The sequence below is a fragment of the Frigoribacterium sp. VKM Ac-2836 genome, from assembly GCF_013248995.1.
Taxonomy (GTDB): Bacteria; Actinomycetota; Actinomycetes; order Actinomycetales; family Microbacteriaceae; genus Frigoribacterium.
Genome location: NZ_JABRPK010000004.1, coordinates 140,177 through 154,910, shown reverse-complemented (window position 1 = coordinate 154,910; position 14,734 = coordinate 140,177). Strand labels below are relative to the sequence as shown.

Below are 14,734 nucleotides of genomic sequence, written 5' to 3'. Positions count from 1 at the left end.
CAGCGCCGGATGCCGCGACCCGGCCTACGAGACGACCGTGAGGCGTTGCGTGGGTCGGGTCATGGCCACGTAGAGGCTGGCGTTGCCGCGTCGGCCGGCCTGGCGCACTCGCTCGGGGTCGACCACGACGACCGAGTCGAACTCGAGCCCCTTCGACGTCGCGGGGCTCAGCACCGAGATCGGCTTGGTGAGCGACGCCGTACCGGCAGCCACCAGACCCTCGAACGCGGCGGACAGCGCCTCGACCAGTGTCAGGACGGCCTGTTCGGGCGCGATCACCGCGAGGGTTCCCTCGGAGTCGATCGCCCGGTCGTCCCGGACGGCCTCGACCGTGGCCCGGACGAAGTCGTCCTTCGAGGAGGCGCCGGTCACCTCGCGCACCGGCCACTCACTCGAGCGCACCGATCGGCTCGGGGTGATCTGCAGCCCGGTCGCCGTCGCGACGCCCTCGGCGTAGGTCACGATCTGCGCCGGGGTGCGGTAGTTGACGGTCAGCTCTTCGAGCCGCCAGGGAGCCGACGTGCCTTGGGCGCCACCGCCGCGACGACGACCGAGCAGGGCCTGGAGGGCACGGTCCCACGAGGAGGCCGACGCCGGGCTCGACGCCTGCGCGATGTCACCGACGACGGTGAACGACCGCAGCGGGCACCGACGCGAGAGCAGTCGCCACTGCATGGGCGAGAGCTCTTGCGCCTCGTCGACGACCACGTGCCCGAACGCCCAGGTGCGGTCGCCCGCGGCCCGCTCGGCCGTGGTCATCGATGCGGCGCGCTCGGCGAAGCCGCCGGCGATCTGCTCGGCGCTGACCATGCCTTCGACGCCCATGTTCTCGATGGCGCGCTCGGCGTTCTCGATGTCACGTTTGCGCTGGGCCTTGCGCGCCAGCCGCTCGGGGTCGACACCCGCCTGGAACTCGCCGAGCAATTCGGCCGCCTCGTCGAGCAGCGGCACGTCGGAGATGGTGAACCCGGCCCCGCGCTCGCGCCGCAGCAGGGCACGCTGCTCGGGCGTCCACCGCGGGGTGATCGAAGCGAGCCAGTTCGGTCGGGCGTAGAGGTCCTCGACGAGCTTCTCGGCGCTGAGCGGCAGCCAGGCCGTGTTGAGCAGCACGCGCACGTCGTGGGACTGCCGGATGTCTTCTCGCAGGACGGCCTCGTCGGACTCGTCGACCGTCGTGCCGTGCTCGCGCATCTGCTCGACGAGCTGGCGTGTGAGAGCCGAGAGGGCCGCCTTGTTGAACGTCACCCGGGCCACGTTGTGCGGCTTGCCGCGCTCTTGGGCCTTGCGCATCGCCTCGCCGACGAGCTCGGGGCGCACCACGAGCCGTTCGCCGTTGATGTCGATGGTCGTCGGCTCGGCCGGGCGGATCTGACGCGACCGGACGGCACGACGCATGAGCTCCGCCATCTCGGCGGACCCCTTGAGGGCGGCCACGTCGGGCGCGTCGTCGGTCTGCGCTTCGACGCCCGGGTAGAGGCCGCCGAGGCTGGACAGGACGACTCCGCTCTCGCCGAGCGACGGCAGCACCTGCTCGATGTAGCGCAGGAACGACCGCGACGGACCGACGACCAGCACGCCCGAACCCTTGAGCCGGTCGCGGTGCGAGTAGAGCAGGTACGCCGCCCGGTGCAGGGCGACGGCCGTCTTGCCCGTGCCGGGGCCGCCCTGCACGACGAGCACGCCGTCGAGTTGCGAGCGGATGATGCGGTCTTGTTCGCCCTGGATCGTGGCGACGATGTCGGTCATGCGGCCGGTGCGCTGGGCGGTCAGCGCGGCCATGAGCGCGCCCTCGCCCTGCAGCTGCACGTCGTCGCGGTCGAGCAGGTCGGGGTCGAACACCTCGTCTTCGAGACGGGTGACGATCCGCCCGTCGAGCGTCAGGTGACGACGAGCCCTGGCGCCCATGGGCGTCGCGGCGGTCGCCTGGTAGAAGGCGCTGGCCCCCGGTACGCGCCAGTCGAGCAGGATCGGGTGGTGGGCCTCGTCGCGCAGGCCGATGCGGCCGATGTAGCGGTAGCGCCCGCCCTCGCCCGGCTCGGCCGGACGGTCGACGTCGCCGGTCTGGCCGAGCAGGTCGGGCGTCTCGAGCTCGAGTCGACCGAACGCGAGCCGCTCGTCGACCGAGCCCAGCTGGACGATGGTGTCTTCGTACAGGCGCGCGTAGGCGTCACGCTCGCTGCGGCTCTGGTGGTTGCCGCCGACGGTCTCGCGGCGGGTGCGTTCGAGGCGGACGCGGGCATCGGCCTTCAACTCGTCGAGGCGGTCGTACAGGGTGCCCACGTAGGCGCGTTCGCGGTCGATCTCGGATGACAACAGGTGTTCGTACCCTTCGGGAAAAGTCGGCACGCCAGTCTACCTTCCGACCACCGACGGCGAGGGCCGGAATCGTACGAGAACGCAGGAGGCGCGCCCGTCCTCGGCGGGACGGGCGCGCCTCCTGGGGTGGTCGCGGCGGAGCCGGGTCTAGAACTCCTCGTGGGTCAGCGGGTCGCCGTCCCACAGGCGACCGCGCTCGAGGCCGCTGAGCGACTCGACCTCGTCGGGTGTGAGCTCGAAGTCGAAGACGTCGAGGTTCTCCCGCTGACGGCCTGCGTCGGCCGACTTCGGCACGGGCACCGCACCGAGCTGCACGTGCCAGCGCAGGACGACCTGGGTGGGCGTCTTGCCGTGGGCGCGCGCGATCTCGGTGACCCGCGCCTCCTGGAGCAGTTCACTCTGCTTCGCGAGGGGGCTCCAGCTCTCGGTGACGACGCCCATGCTCTCGTGCACGGCGCGCAGCTCGGCCTGGGGGAAGTACGGGTGCAGCTCGATCTGGTTGACCGCCGGCACCACGCCCGTCTCATCGGCGACTCGCTGCAGGTGCTCGGCCGTGAAGTTCGAGACGCCGACCGACCCGACGAGCCCGTCTTCTTGCAGCCTGACGAATGCCTTGAACGTCTCGACGTACTTGTCGACGCGGGGCAAGGGCCAGTGGATCAGGTACAGGTCGACGAAGTCGAGGCCGAGGTTCGCCCGGCTCTCGTCGAAGCTCGACAAGGTCGCGTCGTAGCCGTGGTGCCGGCCCGGGAGCTTCGTCGTGACGACCAGGTCCTCGCGCGGCACCTCGCTCTGACGGATCGCCGCCCCGACCGCCGCCTCGTTGCCGTAGTTCAGCGCCGTGTCGAGCAGACGGTAACCCGACGAGATCGCCTGGACGACCTGCGCCGTGCCCTCGTCGCCGTTCAGCCCGTAGGTGCCGAGGCCGAGCTGGGGCAGCGTGCGCCCGTCGTTGAGGCCGACCGAGGGGGCGGCCGACATCAGCTGACGCCGAGCAGGTCGATGACGAAGATGAGGGTCTTGCCCGAGAGCGGGTGTCCGCCACCGGCGGGGCCGTAGGCCAGGTGGGGCGGCACGACGAGCTGGCGGCGTCCGCCGACCTTCATGCCCGGGATGCCCTCCTGCCAGCCGCGGACCAGGGCCTGCAGCGGGAAGTTGATCGCCTCGCCGCGGCTCCACGACGAGTCGAACTCCTCGCCGGAGTCGTATTCGACGCCGAGGTAGTGGACGTTGACGGTGGAGCCGGACTGGGCCTCGGCGCCGTCACCGGTGGTCACGTCGGTGACCTCGAGCTCGGTGGGGGCGGGGCCGGTCGGGGCGTCGATCTCGGGCTTGGTCTGGGGGTCGTGAGTCATGCGAACCATCCAACCACCCCCGGGCCGAGGGGGCGGGCCGGCCGCTCGCGTCCTCCCTGCGAGGCTCGAGAAGCCGACCCGACGTCCGCACCGAGAACACGTCATCGATGCGAACACATGGACGCTACTCCGGCGGTGCCGCGACACCAAATCGGCCGGCGGACACCCACCCCGCGACGAGTGGGACGGCCGGGTCGCGCGAGCCTGCGGGATTCTGCACGATCGGCAAGAATGGCAGCTTGACCGCCACCCCGCCTCCGCCACCGCCGTCGCCCCGCCCTGCGCCGCCGGTCCGTCGCCCGCTGTTCGTCGACGTCACCCCGCTCCGCACCAGCCCCGCCTTCGCCCGCCTGTTCGCGGGCAGCGCGATCAGCGGCATCGGGACGCAGCTGACGCTCGTCGCCGTCGGTCTCGAGATCTTCGAGATCACCCGCTCGACCTTCGCCGTCGCCCTGGTCGGTGTCGTGTCGCTCGTGCCGATGATCCTGGCCGGGCTCTACGGCGGCATGCTCGCCGACGCCTTCGACCGACGGAAGGTCGCGCTCGTCGCCGCGGTCTTCGCCTGGCTCTCGACGGCGGCGATCGCGCTGCACGCCTACCTCGGGCTGCACGAGGTGTGGCTGCTCTACCTGCTGACCACGGTCAACGCCGTGGCGGGCACGATGATCGCGACCTCGCGCGCCTCGATCGTGCCGCGCCTCCTGCCCCGCGAGCTGTTGCCGGCCGCCTCCGCGCTGAGCGGCATCAGCATGGGCCTGATGCTGACCGTCGGACCCGCGCTGGCAGGCGTGCTGGTCGCGAGCGTGGGGTTCCCGCTGACCTACACGGTCGACGTGGTGCTGTTCTCGACGGCGTTCCTCGGCATCGTCACCCTGCCCCCGATCCGGCCGGAGGGCGAGACACAGCGTCCGGGGCTGGAGTCGTTGCGCTTCGGGCTGGCGTTCCTGAAGCGGTCACCGAACATCCGGACCACCTTCGTCATGGACATCGTCGCCATGACCTTCGGGATGCCCCGCGTGCTCTACCCGGTGGTCGGCACGCTCGTCATCGGAGGAGGCGCGGTGACGGTCGGCGTCCTCTCCGCCTCGTTCGCGGTCGGGGCGCTGTTGAGCAGCGTCTTCTCGGGCCGCCTCGGCCACGTCCGGCGACAAGGTGTCGCCGTGCGGTGGGCGATCACCGCCTACGGACTCTGCATCGCGGCGTTCGGCGTGGTGCTGCTCGTGACGCCGGCCCACGGCGGCGCCGTCACGGCAGGCCTCGACCAGGCGAACCTCGTCGCCCTCGGCGGGGCGGCCCTCGCCCTGGCCGGAGCCGGTGCGAGCGACAACGTCAGCTCGATCTTCCGCTCCACCATCCTCCAATCGGCCGCACCGGACGCGATGCGGGGGCGCCTGCAGGGCATCTTCATCGTGGTGGTCACGGGCGGGCCCCGGGTGGGCGACCTGTTCGTCGGGCTCGTCGCCGGGATCGCGGTGTTCTGGCCTCCCCTGCTGGGCGGGCTGCTCGTCGTGGCGCTCGTCGCACTCGTGGCCCGGCTGACCCCCGCGTTCGGACGCTACGACGCCGAGGCGCCGACGCCCTGACCCGCGTCCGCGGTGGCGACGGCGGTCGTCGCGGTGGCGAACGTCGCGGTGGCGGTCGTCGCGGTGGCGGTCGTCACCACCCGGGGCCCGAGTGGGGCGGACCGGCGTGACCGGGCAGCGGGGGCGGCCAGCCCGGGTGCTGCGGGTAGCCGACGAACGCGGTCGGCGGGGCCTGCAGGGCGACGCGGCTCGCCGTGAGGGCGTCGAGCAGCTCCGCCTCGTCACGCTGGACCGCCTCGTCGAGCGCACGACGCCCTTTGACGAGCCGCTGACGGGTGAAGGCCAGACGCGTCGCGTTCGAGATGAAGACCGTCATGGCGGGTCGGATGCCGCGGGACGCGGCCCACGACCTCGCACGTCGCCGGCCGGCGCTCGACGAGAGCATGCCGACCTCGTCGGCACTGAACCAGCCCACGGCGGCGTACTCGGCGAGCCGGTCGTGGGTGACCCTCCGCTCGTTGCGCCGGAGGAACACCACGAGCAGGACCATCGCCGCGAAGATCGGCACCTGCACGAGCAGGTAGTAGACGAAGAAGCCGTCCCCGACGACGAACAACGCCCCGTTCCAGAGCGCGTGCAGACCCGCTGCGGGAACGAGCCCCACGAAGAACCAGCCGATCGCACCGTAGGGGCCGGTCCTCCGAGCCGCGAGGCCGAGGGCGAACCCCGTGCACGCCGTGTACATCACGTGGGCGAAGGGGGACATGAGCGCGCGGACGAAGAAGACGTACGCGAGGCCCCGACTGCCGGTCGCGAGGTCCTCACCGACCTGCAGGGCGAAGTACTGGATGTTCTCGACGAAGGCGAAGCCCGCCGCCACGGTCGCCGCGTAGACGATGCCGTCGACCGGGCCGTCGAAGTGTCGCCGGAAGATCCACAGGACCAACAGGACGCCGAGCCCCTTCGCACCCTCTTCGACGAGAGGCGCCTGGACGACCGCGCCGAGCACGTCGTCGAGTCCGCTCGACCGGACCCCGAGCACCGATCTCGCCGTCGTCAGGGCGATGTCGACGATCAGCGCGGTGCCGACTGCCACCGCCGCGCCCCAGAGGAAGGCGAAGAGCAGGGCCACACGCGGTTCGGGCTCCCACCGGTCGACCAGCCAGATGCCGACCAACACGATCGCCAACGGCACGAAGGCGAGAAGGCTGCCCGCGAGCAGCACGGCGGGCTGCACGAAGATCGCGAAGTACAGGCCGACGGCCGCGGCGAAGGTGCCGATCACGGTGAACCCGACCGCGAGCGCCACCGCACTGGCGACGCGACGGCGTGGGGCCGGTTGCGCGAAGACCGGCTGCACCGGATACCAGACCGGCTCGGGGTTGACCGCCGGGCCGTGGGCCGGCCACCGGCCCCCCACCGCCGGCCCCGCCGAGTACGGGTCGGCGTAGGGCGTCAACGGGCGCCCGTACGCGTCGTGTCCGACGCCGTGGGGATCGGACCAGGTCATGCCCCGACCCTACGGGCTGGCACCGAGGTCGGCGCGGTGCGAGGCCCGTGCCGGCGCGGGCAGCCGGTAATCTCGCAGCATGGCCCCGACGCGTTCCCTGCCCGAGGACCCGTCGCTGTTCCGGTACGTGATCATGCGGGTCTGGCACGATTTCCTGCGCCACCGCACCATCGACGCCGCCGGATCACTCACCTTCTTCGCGATGTTGGCGCTGGTGCCCGGAGCCCTCGCCCTCGTCTCGGGGGTCGCGCTCTTCGTCGACGACGGTGACGCCGTGGACGAGATCCTCTCGGTGGCCCGGTACGTCCTGACCCCTGCCGCGATCGACACCCTTCGCTGGCCGCTCGAGCAGATGCTCAGCCTGTCGAACCCGGGCGTCGCCTTCGGCATCGGCCTGTGGCTCACCCTGTGGTCGCTGTCGGCGTACACGACGGCCTTCGGGCGGGCCATGAACACGGCCTACGAGGTCGAGGAGGGGCGTCGCATCTGGAAGTTCCGTGGCCACATGATGATCGTCACGCTCGTGTTGATGGTGTCGTTCGCCGTCATCGCCGTGATCCTGCTCGTGACGCCCACGCTGAGCGACGCCGTCGCCGCCCGGTTCGGCATCGGCCGCCCCTGGACCGACCTCTACAACGTCTTCAAATGGCCGGTGCTCGTCGCCCTGGCCGTGCTCTCGGTCGCGATGCTCTACTTCTTCACCCCCAACGTGCGGCCACCCCGCCTGCGCTGGGTGTCGTACGGCGCCATGGTCGCGCTCGGCGGCTGGGCGATCGCGACGGTGGGCTTCGCGGTCTACGTCGCGACGGTGTCGAACTACGACCGCTTCTACGGGTGGGTCGGCGGCGTGGTGGTCGTGCTGCTCTACGCCTACATCAGCAACTTCGTGCTCGTGATCGGCGGCGAGCTCGACAGCGAGATCTTACGCATGCGCCAGCTGCGTCGAGGGGTGCAGGCCGAGGAGGTCATCCCCCTGCCGTTGCGTGACACGGCGCGCAACCACATCCTGGCGCGCAACCTCGCGTGGGACGTCCGCGTGGGCCGCGCCATCCGCGAGCGGGCCCTGCGCGAGAACGGTGGCGTGCTCGAGCCGGACGACCTGCGGCGCGTCCACCTGAGGGGCGATCGCGACCGGCCCGCCGACGAGCGACCGCAGGCCGCACAGCGCGCCGAGCAAGTCGACCCGAACACCCACGCCCCCTCGACCTCTTAGGCGCCCTCGACGTCACCGACACACAGGAGGCGCGGTGCCGGTCGACCGGCACCGCGCCTCCTGCGTGTGGTCGCGTCAGCCGGCGGTCTCGTCGCCCGGGTTGCGGGCGCCCGTCGTGTTGGCCGCCCGGGCCACGGCCGCGGCGGGGTCGTCGACGTCGATGACGGTGATCGCGCTGGTGATCGGAGAGAGCCCGGAGAGACGGGCGGGAGAGAGCACCTTGCGCACCTGCTCGTCGGTCATCAGACCGGCGGCGACCACGAGGGGTGCGATCGCCGCGTTGGTCGTGAGGGCCGTGTGCGCGATGGCCGCCGCCGCCGTGTAGCCGATGTAGGGCGTGAGCGCCGTCACGCTGCCGACGTTCGTCTCGACCTGCTGGGTCAGGCGGGCACGGTTCGCCTCGATGCCGTCGACGCAGTTGACCCGCAGGGTCTGACAGGCGTAGGTCATCCACTGCAGGCTCTGCATGACCGAATGCGTGATGACGGGCTCGAAGGCGTTGAGCTGCAGTTGCCCGGCCTCGGCGGCCATGGTCACCGTGACGTCGGCCCCGGCGACGGAGAACGCGACCTGGTTCACGACCTCGGGGATCACGGGGTTCACCTTGCCCGGCATGATCGACGACCCGGCCTGCCGCGGCGGCAGCGTGATCTCGCTGATGCCTGCCTGGGGGCCGGAAGACAGCAGTCGCAGGTCGTTGCAGATCTTCGCGAGCTTGATGGCGCTGCGTTTGAGGGCCCCGCTCAGGGTCATGAAGACGCCCGTGTCGCTCGTGGCCTCGATGAGGTCGGGGGCCGTGACGAGGTCCATGCCCGAGAGCGTGCTGAGGTGCCGACGGACGGCGTCGGCGTAGAGCGGATCGGCCGTGATGCCCGTGCCGATGGCGGTGGCCCCGAGGTTGATCTCGCCCAGCAGCGGCACGACGTCGCGGAGACGCTGGACGTCCTCGGCGAGGGTGTGCGCGAATCCGGTGAACTCTTGACCGAGGGTCATCGGCACGGCGTCCTGCAGCTGGGTGCGACCGACCTTCAGCACGTCGTGGAACTCGGCGCCCTTGGCGGCGAACGAGTCGGCGAGCAGGTCGAGTTCGACCAGCAGTCGACGCAGGGTGAGCACCATCCCGATCTTGATCGACGTGGGGTAGGTGTCGTTGGTGCTCTGGCTGCGGTTGACGTCGTCGATCGGGTGCAGGTGGCGATACTCGCCCTTGGCGTGGCCGAGCAACTCGAGGGCGCGGTTGGCGATGACCTCGTTGCTGTTCATGTTGGTCGACGTGCCGGCCCCGCCCTGGATGACCCCGACGGCGAACTGGTCGTGCAGCGCGCCACCGCGGATCTCTTCGCAGGCCCGTTCGATGGCCTCGGCCTTGACCGGATCGAGGACGCCGATCTCGACGTTGGCCCGGGCCGCCGCCTGCTTCACGAGCGCGAGGGCCGTGACGAGGTCGGGGTAGACCGAGATCGGCCGCTGCGAGATGGGGAAGTTCTCGAGCGCCCGGGCGGTGTGGATGCCCCAGTAGACCTCGGCGGGCACCTCTCGGCTGCCCAGCGAATCGGTCTCGGTGCGGGTCGGTGCTGCTGTCTCGGTCGTCACGTGTGGTGAGCCTCCGTCGTCAGTCGGGGCCCGGTCGTCGTCGACCGGACGCTTCCGTCGAGCCTACCGGCGGGGTCGCGGGCCGGGCACGCGCAGGAGGCGCGGTCGGGGCGGACCGAGACGGTCCCGTTCGTGGGGACGAGACGAGGCGCCAGGGCCGGATCAGCGGTGGAAGCCCGGGATGATCAGGTAGATGCCGTACAGCACCCCGAGCGCGCAGACGACGAAGCAGGCGTACCCGGCGGCGGTGCGAACGGTCGTCCGTCCCTCGACCGTCAGGAGGCGCAGGCCGAGGGAGTAGAGCGACACGAGGGCAGCTGCGGAGAAGAGCGCCACGAGAGCCACCACGACGAACGCGGACCAGTCGATCATCAGCGCACCTCGTCGTCGATCGGCGCCGTGCCGCGGGGGGCGGGGACGGGCTCGGGTGGGTCGTCCATGCGGACGAAGGGGGCCTCGATCCCGGAGGCCGGGGTGTCGACCCGGCCCTTGCGGATGGCCCGCCGGGCACGACGACGCGAGAGCACCGAGGTGGCGGCGACGTCGACCTCGATGGCCGCCCCCTGGTCGTGCGGGCGGCGGCGCGAGAGGACGAAGATGCCGGCGATGACGGCCGCGCCGACGGCGGCGTCGATCACGAGGCCCGTGACGCCGAGCGTGGCGACGAGGGCTGCCGCGGCACCGACGGCTGCCGAAGCGGGGAGGGTGATGAACCAGGCGACGACGATCTTGCCGGCCGTGCCCCACTGGATCTTCGAGCCTCGACGTCCGAGGCCGGCGCCGATGATCGACCCGCTCGCGACCTGCGTGGTCGAGAGCGCGAAGCCCAGGTGGCTCGACGCGAGGACCGTCGCCGTGGTCGACGCCTCGGCCGAGAAGCCCTGCGTGGGCTTGACCTCGGTCAGGCCGCCGCCCATCGTCTGGATGATGCGCCAGCCACCCGTGTACGTCCCCAGGGCGATGGCGAGAGCGCAGACGACGACCACCCAGAAGGGCGGGCCGGAGTCGGGCGTGAGCAGGCCGCCCGCGATCAGCGTGAGCGTGATGACCCCCATGGTCTTCTGCGCGTCGTTCGTGCCGTGTGCGAGGGCGACCAGCGACGACGTGAAGATCTGGCCGTACCGGAAACCGCCGCGCTCGCTCTTGTCGTCCCGGCGTCGGGTGATCGTGTACGCGAGCCGCGTGGCGGTGTACCCGACCACCCCGGCGATCAAGGGGGCGAGCAGGGCGGGCAGCACCACCTTCGACAGAACGACCCCGAAGTCGACCGACCCCATGCCGGCGCCGACGATGGCCGCGCCGATCAACCCGCCGAAGAGGGCGTGCGACGAGCTCGACGGGAGACCCCGCAGCCAGGTGAACATGTTCCAGACGACGGCGCCGATCAGGCCGGCGAAGATCATCTCGGGGGTGATCTGCACCCCGCCGTCGCCCTCGCGGATGATGCCGCCCGAGACGGTCTTGGCGACCTCGGTGCTGAGGAAGGCCCCGACCAGGTTGAGGATCGCGGCCACCGTGACGGCGACCTTGGGTTTCATCGCGCCGGTCGCGATCGGGGTCGCCATGGCATTGGCCGTGTCGTGGAACCCGTTCGTGAAGTCGAAGAAGAGCGCCAGCGCGATGACCAGGACGACGATGAGTGTGATGTCCACCGGCCTGAGTGTCACAGGTGGGTGAACGCGGGTCAACTCGACGGTGACCAGCGGGGTACATCCCGGTGGACGACAGGTGACGCCCGCCCCGACGCCGCCGTGGCACCACCGATCAGACGTGGGGCACGAAGTCCTGCCACGCCCGTCGTCGCTCGCCCCGTGGGTCGTGCTCGACACGGTCGCGGGCGTCGATGATCAGGGTGCGTCGTCGGTGCGGGTCGTAGGTCGGCCAGTCGGCCACCGCTCCCGTGCGGACGAACTCGAGCCAGCGCGAGCGGGTCCGTGCCGCCGTGCGCAAGAAGGCCCGACGGCCACCCAGCAGGCTCATCGCCCACCCGAAGGCGGACCCCATGCGGTCGTAGACGGCCCAGAGCTCGAGGCCGTGGAACGCATCGACCCCGGCCACGCGCAGGATGCGCGTCGTGGCGTCGAAGCGGTAGAAACGCACGGGTTGGTGGAGCGCGTGCCGTTCGGCGACCTTGACGCTCGGGAACCAGAACGCGTAGTCGCCTCCGAAGTCGAGGGCCGCAGGTCGGGCGGGCAGCCCCGGGTAGTGCTTCTTGATCGCCTTCCGGGCCTTCTTCTCGGTGGCGGCGAAGATGGCCCGGATGCGCGGCTTGGTGGTCGCGAGGATGTCGCGGCGACCGGTGAACACCGACCCCTCGCGGTCGTTGGTGCCGATGATCAACGGCACCGGGTGGGCCCGGCCGGCCTTGAAGGCGTCCAACGGTCGTTCGGGCAGGAAGGTGCCGTCGATGACCGGGCTGAAGCAGATCGTGCCCGGGTCCTCGTCCGGGGTGCGCAGTTGCAGCCGACTCGCTGCCCGGACGATGGCCGTCGTCGGAGCCTCGGCGAGCAACGCGGCCGCATCGTCGACGCTCGTGGCCTCGAGGTCGTCGTCGTGCAGGTCGTGGGTCAGCAGTTCGAGGAACTCCCCCGCCCACCGCTGCGTCACGTCCGGCGGGTAGATCGCGTTGGGCGGCGCACTCTGTGCGATGACACCGCGGAACAGGCCGCGAGCGCGAGGCACGGTCATGAGGGTCGTCACCGCGTTGCCACCCGAGCTCTCGCCCGACACGGTGACGCGATCGGGGTCACCGCCGAACGCGGCGACGTTGTCACGGACCCATTCGAGGGCCGCGACCTGATCGCGCAGTCCGAGGTTCGACTCGAACGGACGGTCTTCGGTCGCCCAGTGGCTGAAATCCAGGTAGCCGAAGGCGCCCAGCCGGTAGTTGAGGCTGACGTAGACGATGCCGCCCTCGCGGACGAGCGTCTCGCCCTGTCTCGGGAACTCGCGGGACGACCCCACGCTGTACGCGCCTCCGTGGATGAAGACGAGGACGGGTAGTCCGTCGCCCGGCGTCGTCCCGTCCGGCGCCGTCACGTTGACGGTGAGGCAGTCCTCGCTGAGCGGGGTGGTCGCGTCGACGCCGACGAACTGCACGCGGTCCTGCGGGGCGGCCGGCCCGAATCGGCCGGCGTCGCGGATGCCCGTCCAGGACGCGGGAGCCTCGGGGGCCCGGAACCGGAGGCGCCCCACGGGTGGCGCCGCGAAGGGGATGCCACGCCAGGCGAGGACGCCGCGCTCCCGCACGCCTCGGACCTCGCCCGAGCGGGTGGAGCGGACGAGGTCGGGGGCCGGGACGGTCGCCCGGAGCTGTGCGGTCACGCAGCGATGCTACGGCCGGTCCGACGACGGACCGGGGCCGTTCACCCGACGTTCTCCTAGGGGGTGCCTGAGAAGATGGGGTGAACTTTGCAGTGGGTGCACGTCACCCGTCTGCCCGCGACGACTGGACGGAGCCCTGCTCACATGAACCTCGGCGAGCTGCTGATCATCCTGACCGGGTCGCTCGTCGTGACCGCCTTCGCCCGGTGGCGCGGGCTGCCCGCCCCGCTCCTGACGGTGGGCGTCGCCCTGCTCGTCTCGCTGATCCCCGGCGTGCCCGACATCGAGATCGACTCCGAGGTCATCCTGACCGTCGTCCTCCCGCCACTGCTCTACTCGGCGGCGCTCGACGTCTCCCTGCTGAACTTCCGCGAGAGCCGGGTCCAGATCGCACGACTGGGCGTGGGGGCCGTGGTCGTCACGGCGTTCGCCGTCGGGGCCGTCGCCTACGTGATGATCCCCGACATGACCCTGCCGGCCGCACTGCTCGTCGGGGCGGTGGTCGCGCCTCCTGACGCCGTGTCGGCAGCCGCCATCGGCCGCAAGCTCGGGCTGCCGCGCAAGGTGATGACCGTGCTGTCGGGCGAGAGCCTGATCAACGACGCCGCGTCGCTCACCCTGGTCAAGGTGTTCCTGGCGATCGTGGGCGGCGCGAGCCTCACACTGTGGGACGACCTCGGCATCTTCGGCCTCGCGATCGGTGTCGGCGTGGCAGTGGGTCTGGCCCTCGGCTTCGTCGCCCACCGTGTGCGCATTCGCATCGACGACCCCGTCGTCGAGAACGTCATCGGTCTGCTGTTGCCGTTCATCGCCTACATCGCCGCAGAAGAGCTGAACGGCTCCGGGGTGCTCGCGGTCGTGGCCGCCGGGTTGTACGTCGGCTTCAACTCACCCCGGACGGGCTACGCGACCCGCCTGCAGGAGCGTCCGTTCTGGTCCGCCGCCGACGTCGTGCTCGAGGGCTTCGTCTTCGCGCTGATCGGCCTGCAGCTGCGAGCCGTCGTCCTCGACGTCAGCGAGAGCGAGCGCGGCCTCGGGCAGAGCGTCGGCGTCGCCCTCGCGGTCCTGGCCGTGGTCGTCCTCGTGCGGCCGGTCTTCGTGTTCGGCACGTACTACGCGGCCCGGGCCGGCCGGTACCTGTTCCTCTCGCCGGTGCTGAGGAAGCTCCGGCGCGTGCCCGTCCTCCGCCGACTCCGCAGGGCACCGGCCCTGCGGACGGTGCGCTACCACCCGCAGCCTCGCATGGACTGGCGACAGCTGAGCGTCATCTCGTGGACCGGCATGAGGGGCGTGGTCACCCTCGCCGCCGCCGTGTCGATCCCGGCGATCACCGAGTCGAGCATCCCCGTGCCGGCGCGCGACACCATGTTCCTCATCGCGTTCATCGTCACGGTCGGCACCCTGTTGCTGCAGGGGCTCACGCTGCCGTTCGTCATCAGGGTGCTCGGCGTCCGCGACGACACCCAACACGATCGCGACCTCGCCGCCGAGCTGGCGATCTTCGCGACGAGCACCGACGAGACCATGGCGTACGTCGACGAGCGTCGTGCCGACTGGGAGAAGCGCTGGGGGCCGGAGCTCACCGAGCGCGCCGTCCAGCTCTCGACGACGAGGCTGTTGCGCCAGAACGAGGCGCTGCAGCGCACGGCCCTCGACGACGCCGACGAACGGGACGTCTCGGGGGCGACCGCCGCCCAGCGCGCGCGCCGTCGTGCCGCACCCCAGGCCCTCGGCTCGATCCGGCGCGAACTGCTCGCCAAACGACGCGAGGTGGTGCTGCGCGAGCGTGATGCCGGCGCCCTCGACGAAGAGGTCATGAGACGCGTGCTGCTCGGCCTGGACGCCGAAGAGCTCGCCATGGACACCTCGGCCTTCACGAGCACGAGGTCGTGACGCCGCC

11 protein-coding genes are annotated in these 14,734 nt (G+C 71.1%); 3 read left to right on the top strand and 8 right to left on the bottom strand.

Annotation, left to right across the window (positions count from 1 at the left end; genetic code table 11):
* Positions 1-24 precede the first annotated feature (24 nt).
* The 3 genes from HRF36_RS13310 to HRF36_RS13300 all read right to left on the bottom strand — a co-directional run bounded on the left by HRF36_RS13310 (position 25) and on the right by HRF36_RS13300 (position 3,671).
* Positions 25-2,346 (bottom strand): UvrD-helicase domain-containing protein, encoded by a 2,322-nt coding sequence (locus HRF36_RS13310; RefSeq protein WP_371740175.1) that lies wholly within the window; start codon positions 2,344-2,346, stop codon positions 25-27.
* A gap of 117 nt (positions 2,347-2,463) precedes the next feature.
* On the bottom strand, positions 2,464-3,297 hold the full coding sequence (locus HRF36_RS13305; RefSeq protein WP_173210645.1) for an aldo/keto reductase: 834 nt from the start codon (positions 3,295-3,297) through the stop codon (positions 2,464-2,466).
* Positions 3,297-3,671: an FKBP-type peptidyl-prolyl cis-trans isomerase gene (locus HRF36_RS13300; protein ID WP_173210643.1), complete on the bottom strand. Its 375-nt coding sequence runs from the start codon at positions 3,669-3,671 to the stop codon at positions 3,297-3,299. Before HRF36_RS13300 ends, HRF36_RS13305 begins: the two co-directional genes overlap by 1 nt.
* 239 nt (positions 3,672-3,910) lie before the next feature.
* On the opposite strand from HRF36_RS13300, the gene HRF36_RS13295 reads away from it, so the two are divergent.
* Positions 3,911-5,254 (top strand): MFS transporter, encoded by a 1,344-nt coding sequence (locus tag HRF36_RS13295; RefSeq protein WP_254281337.1) that lies wholly within the window; start codon positions 3,911-3,913, stop codon positions 5,252-5,254.
* A 73-nt stretch (positions 5,255-5,327) separates the two neighbouring features.
* On the opposite strand, the gene HRF36_RS13290 is transcribed toward HRF36_RS13295, so the two are convergent.
* A complete protein-coding gene (locus HRF36_RS13290; protein ID WP_173210639.1) occupies positions 5,328-6,704 on the bottom strand; it encodes a PrsW family intramembrane metalloprotease in 1,377 nt (458 codons plus the stop codon).
* A 79-nt stretch (positions 6,705-6,783) separates the two neighbouring features.
* Between HRF36_RS13290 and HRF36_RS13285 the strand changes: the two genes are divergently transcribed.
* Positions 6,784-7,917, top strand: coding sequence for a YihY/virulence factor BrkB family protein (locus HRF36_RS13285; RefSeq protein ID WP_173210637.1), 1,134 nt, complete (start codon positions 6,784-6,786; stop codon positions 7,915-7,917).
* A gap of 75 nt (positions 7,918-7,992) precedes the next feature.
* Here the strand turns inward: HRF36_RS13285 and HRF36_RS13280 are convergent, their stop codons facing one another.
* From HRF36_RS13280 to HRF36_RS13265, 4 genes are all read right to left on the bottom strand, one after another.
* Positions 7,993-9,510 carry an aspartate ammonia-lyase gene (locus HRF36_RS13280; protein ID WP_173210635.1) on the bottom strand — a complete coding sequence of 506 codons (1,518 nt, stop codon included), beginning with the start codon at positions 9,508-9,510 and terminating at the stop codon, positions 7,993-7,995.
* 162 nt (positions 9,511-9,672) lie between these two features.
* Positions 9,673-9,882 carry a hypothetical protein gene (locus HRF36_RS13275; RefSeq protein ID WP_173210633.1) on the bottom strand — a complete coding sequence of 70 codons (210 nt, stop codon included), beginning with the start codon at positions 9,880-9,882 and terminating at the stop codon, positions 9,673-9,675.
* Positions 9,882-11,162: an inorganic phosphate transporter gene (locus tag HRF36_RS13270; protein ID WP_173210631.1), complete on the bottom strand. Its 1,281-nt coding sequence runs from the start codon at positions 11,160-11,162 to the stop codon at positions 9,882-9,884. The genes HRF36_RS13275 and HRF36_RS13270 overlap by 1 nt, the downstream gene beginning before the upstream one ends.
* A gap of 112 nt (positions 11,163-11,274) precedes the next feature.
* Positions 11,275-12,834 (bottom strand): carboxylesterase/lipase family protein, encoded by a 1,560-nt coding sequence (locus tag HRF36_RS13265; protein ID WP_173210629.1) that lies wholly within the window; start codon positions 12,832-12,834, stop codon positions 11,275-11,277.
* A 144-nt stretch (positions 12,835-12,978) separates the two neighbouring features.
* On the opposite strand from HRF36_RS13265, the gene HRF36_RS13260 reads away from it, so the two are divergent.
* Positions 12,979-14,727 (top strand): sodium:proton antiporter, encoded by a 1,749-nt coding sequence (locus tag HRF36_RS13260; protein WP_173210627.1) that lies wholly within the window; start codon positions 12,979-12,981, stop codon positions 14,725-14,727.
* Positions 14,728-14,734 lie beyond the last annotated feature (7 nt).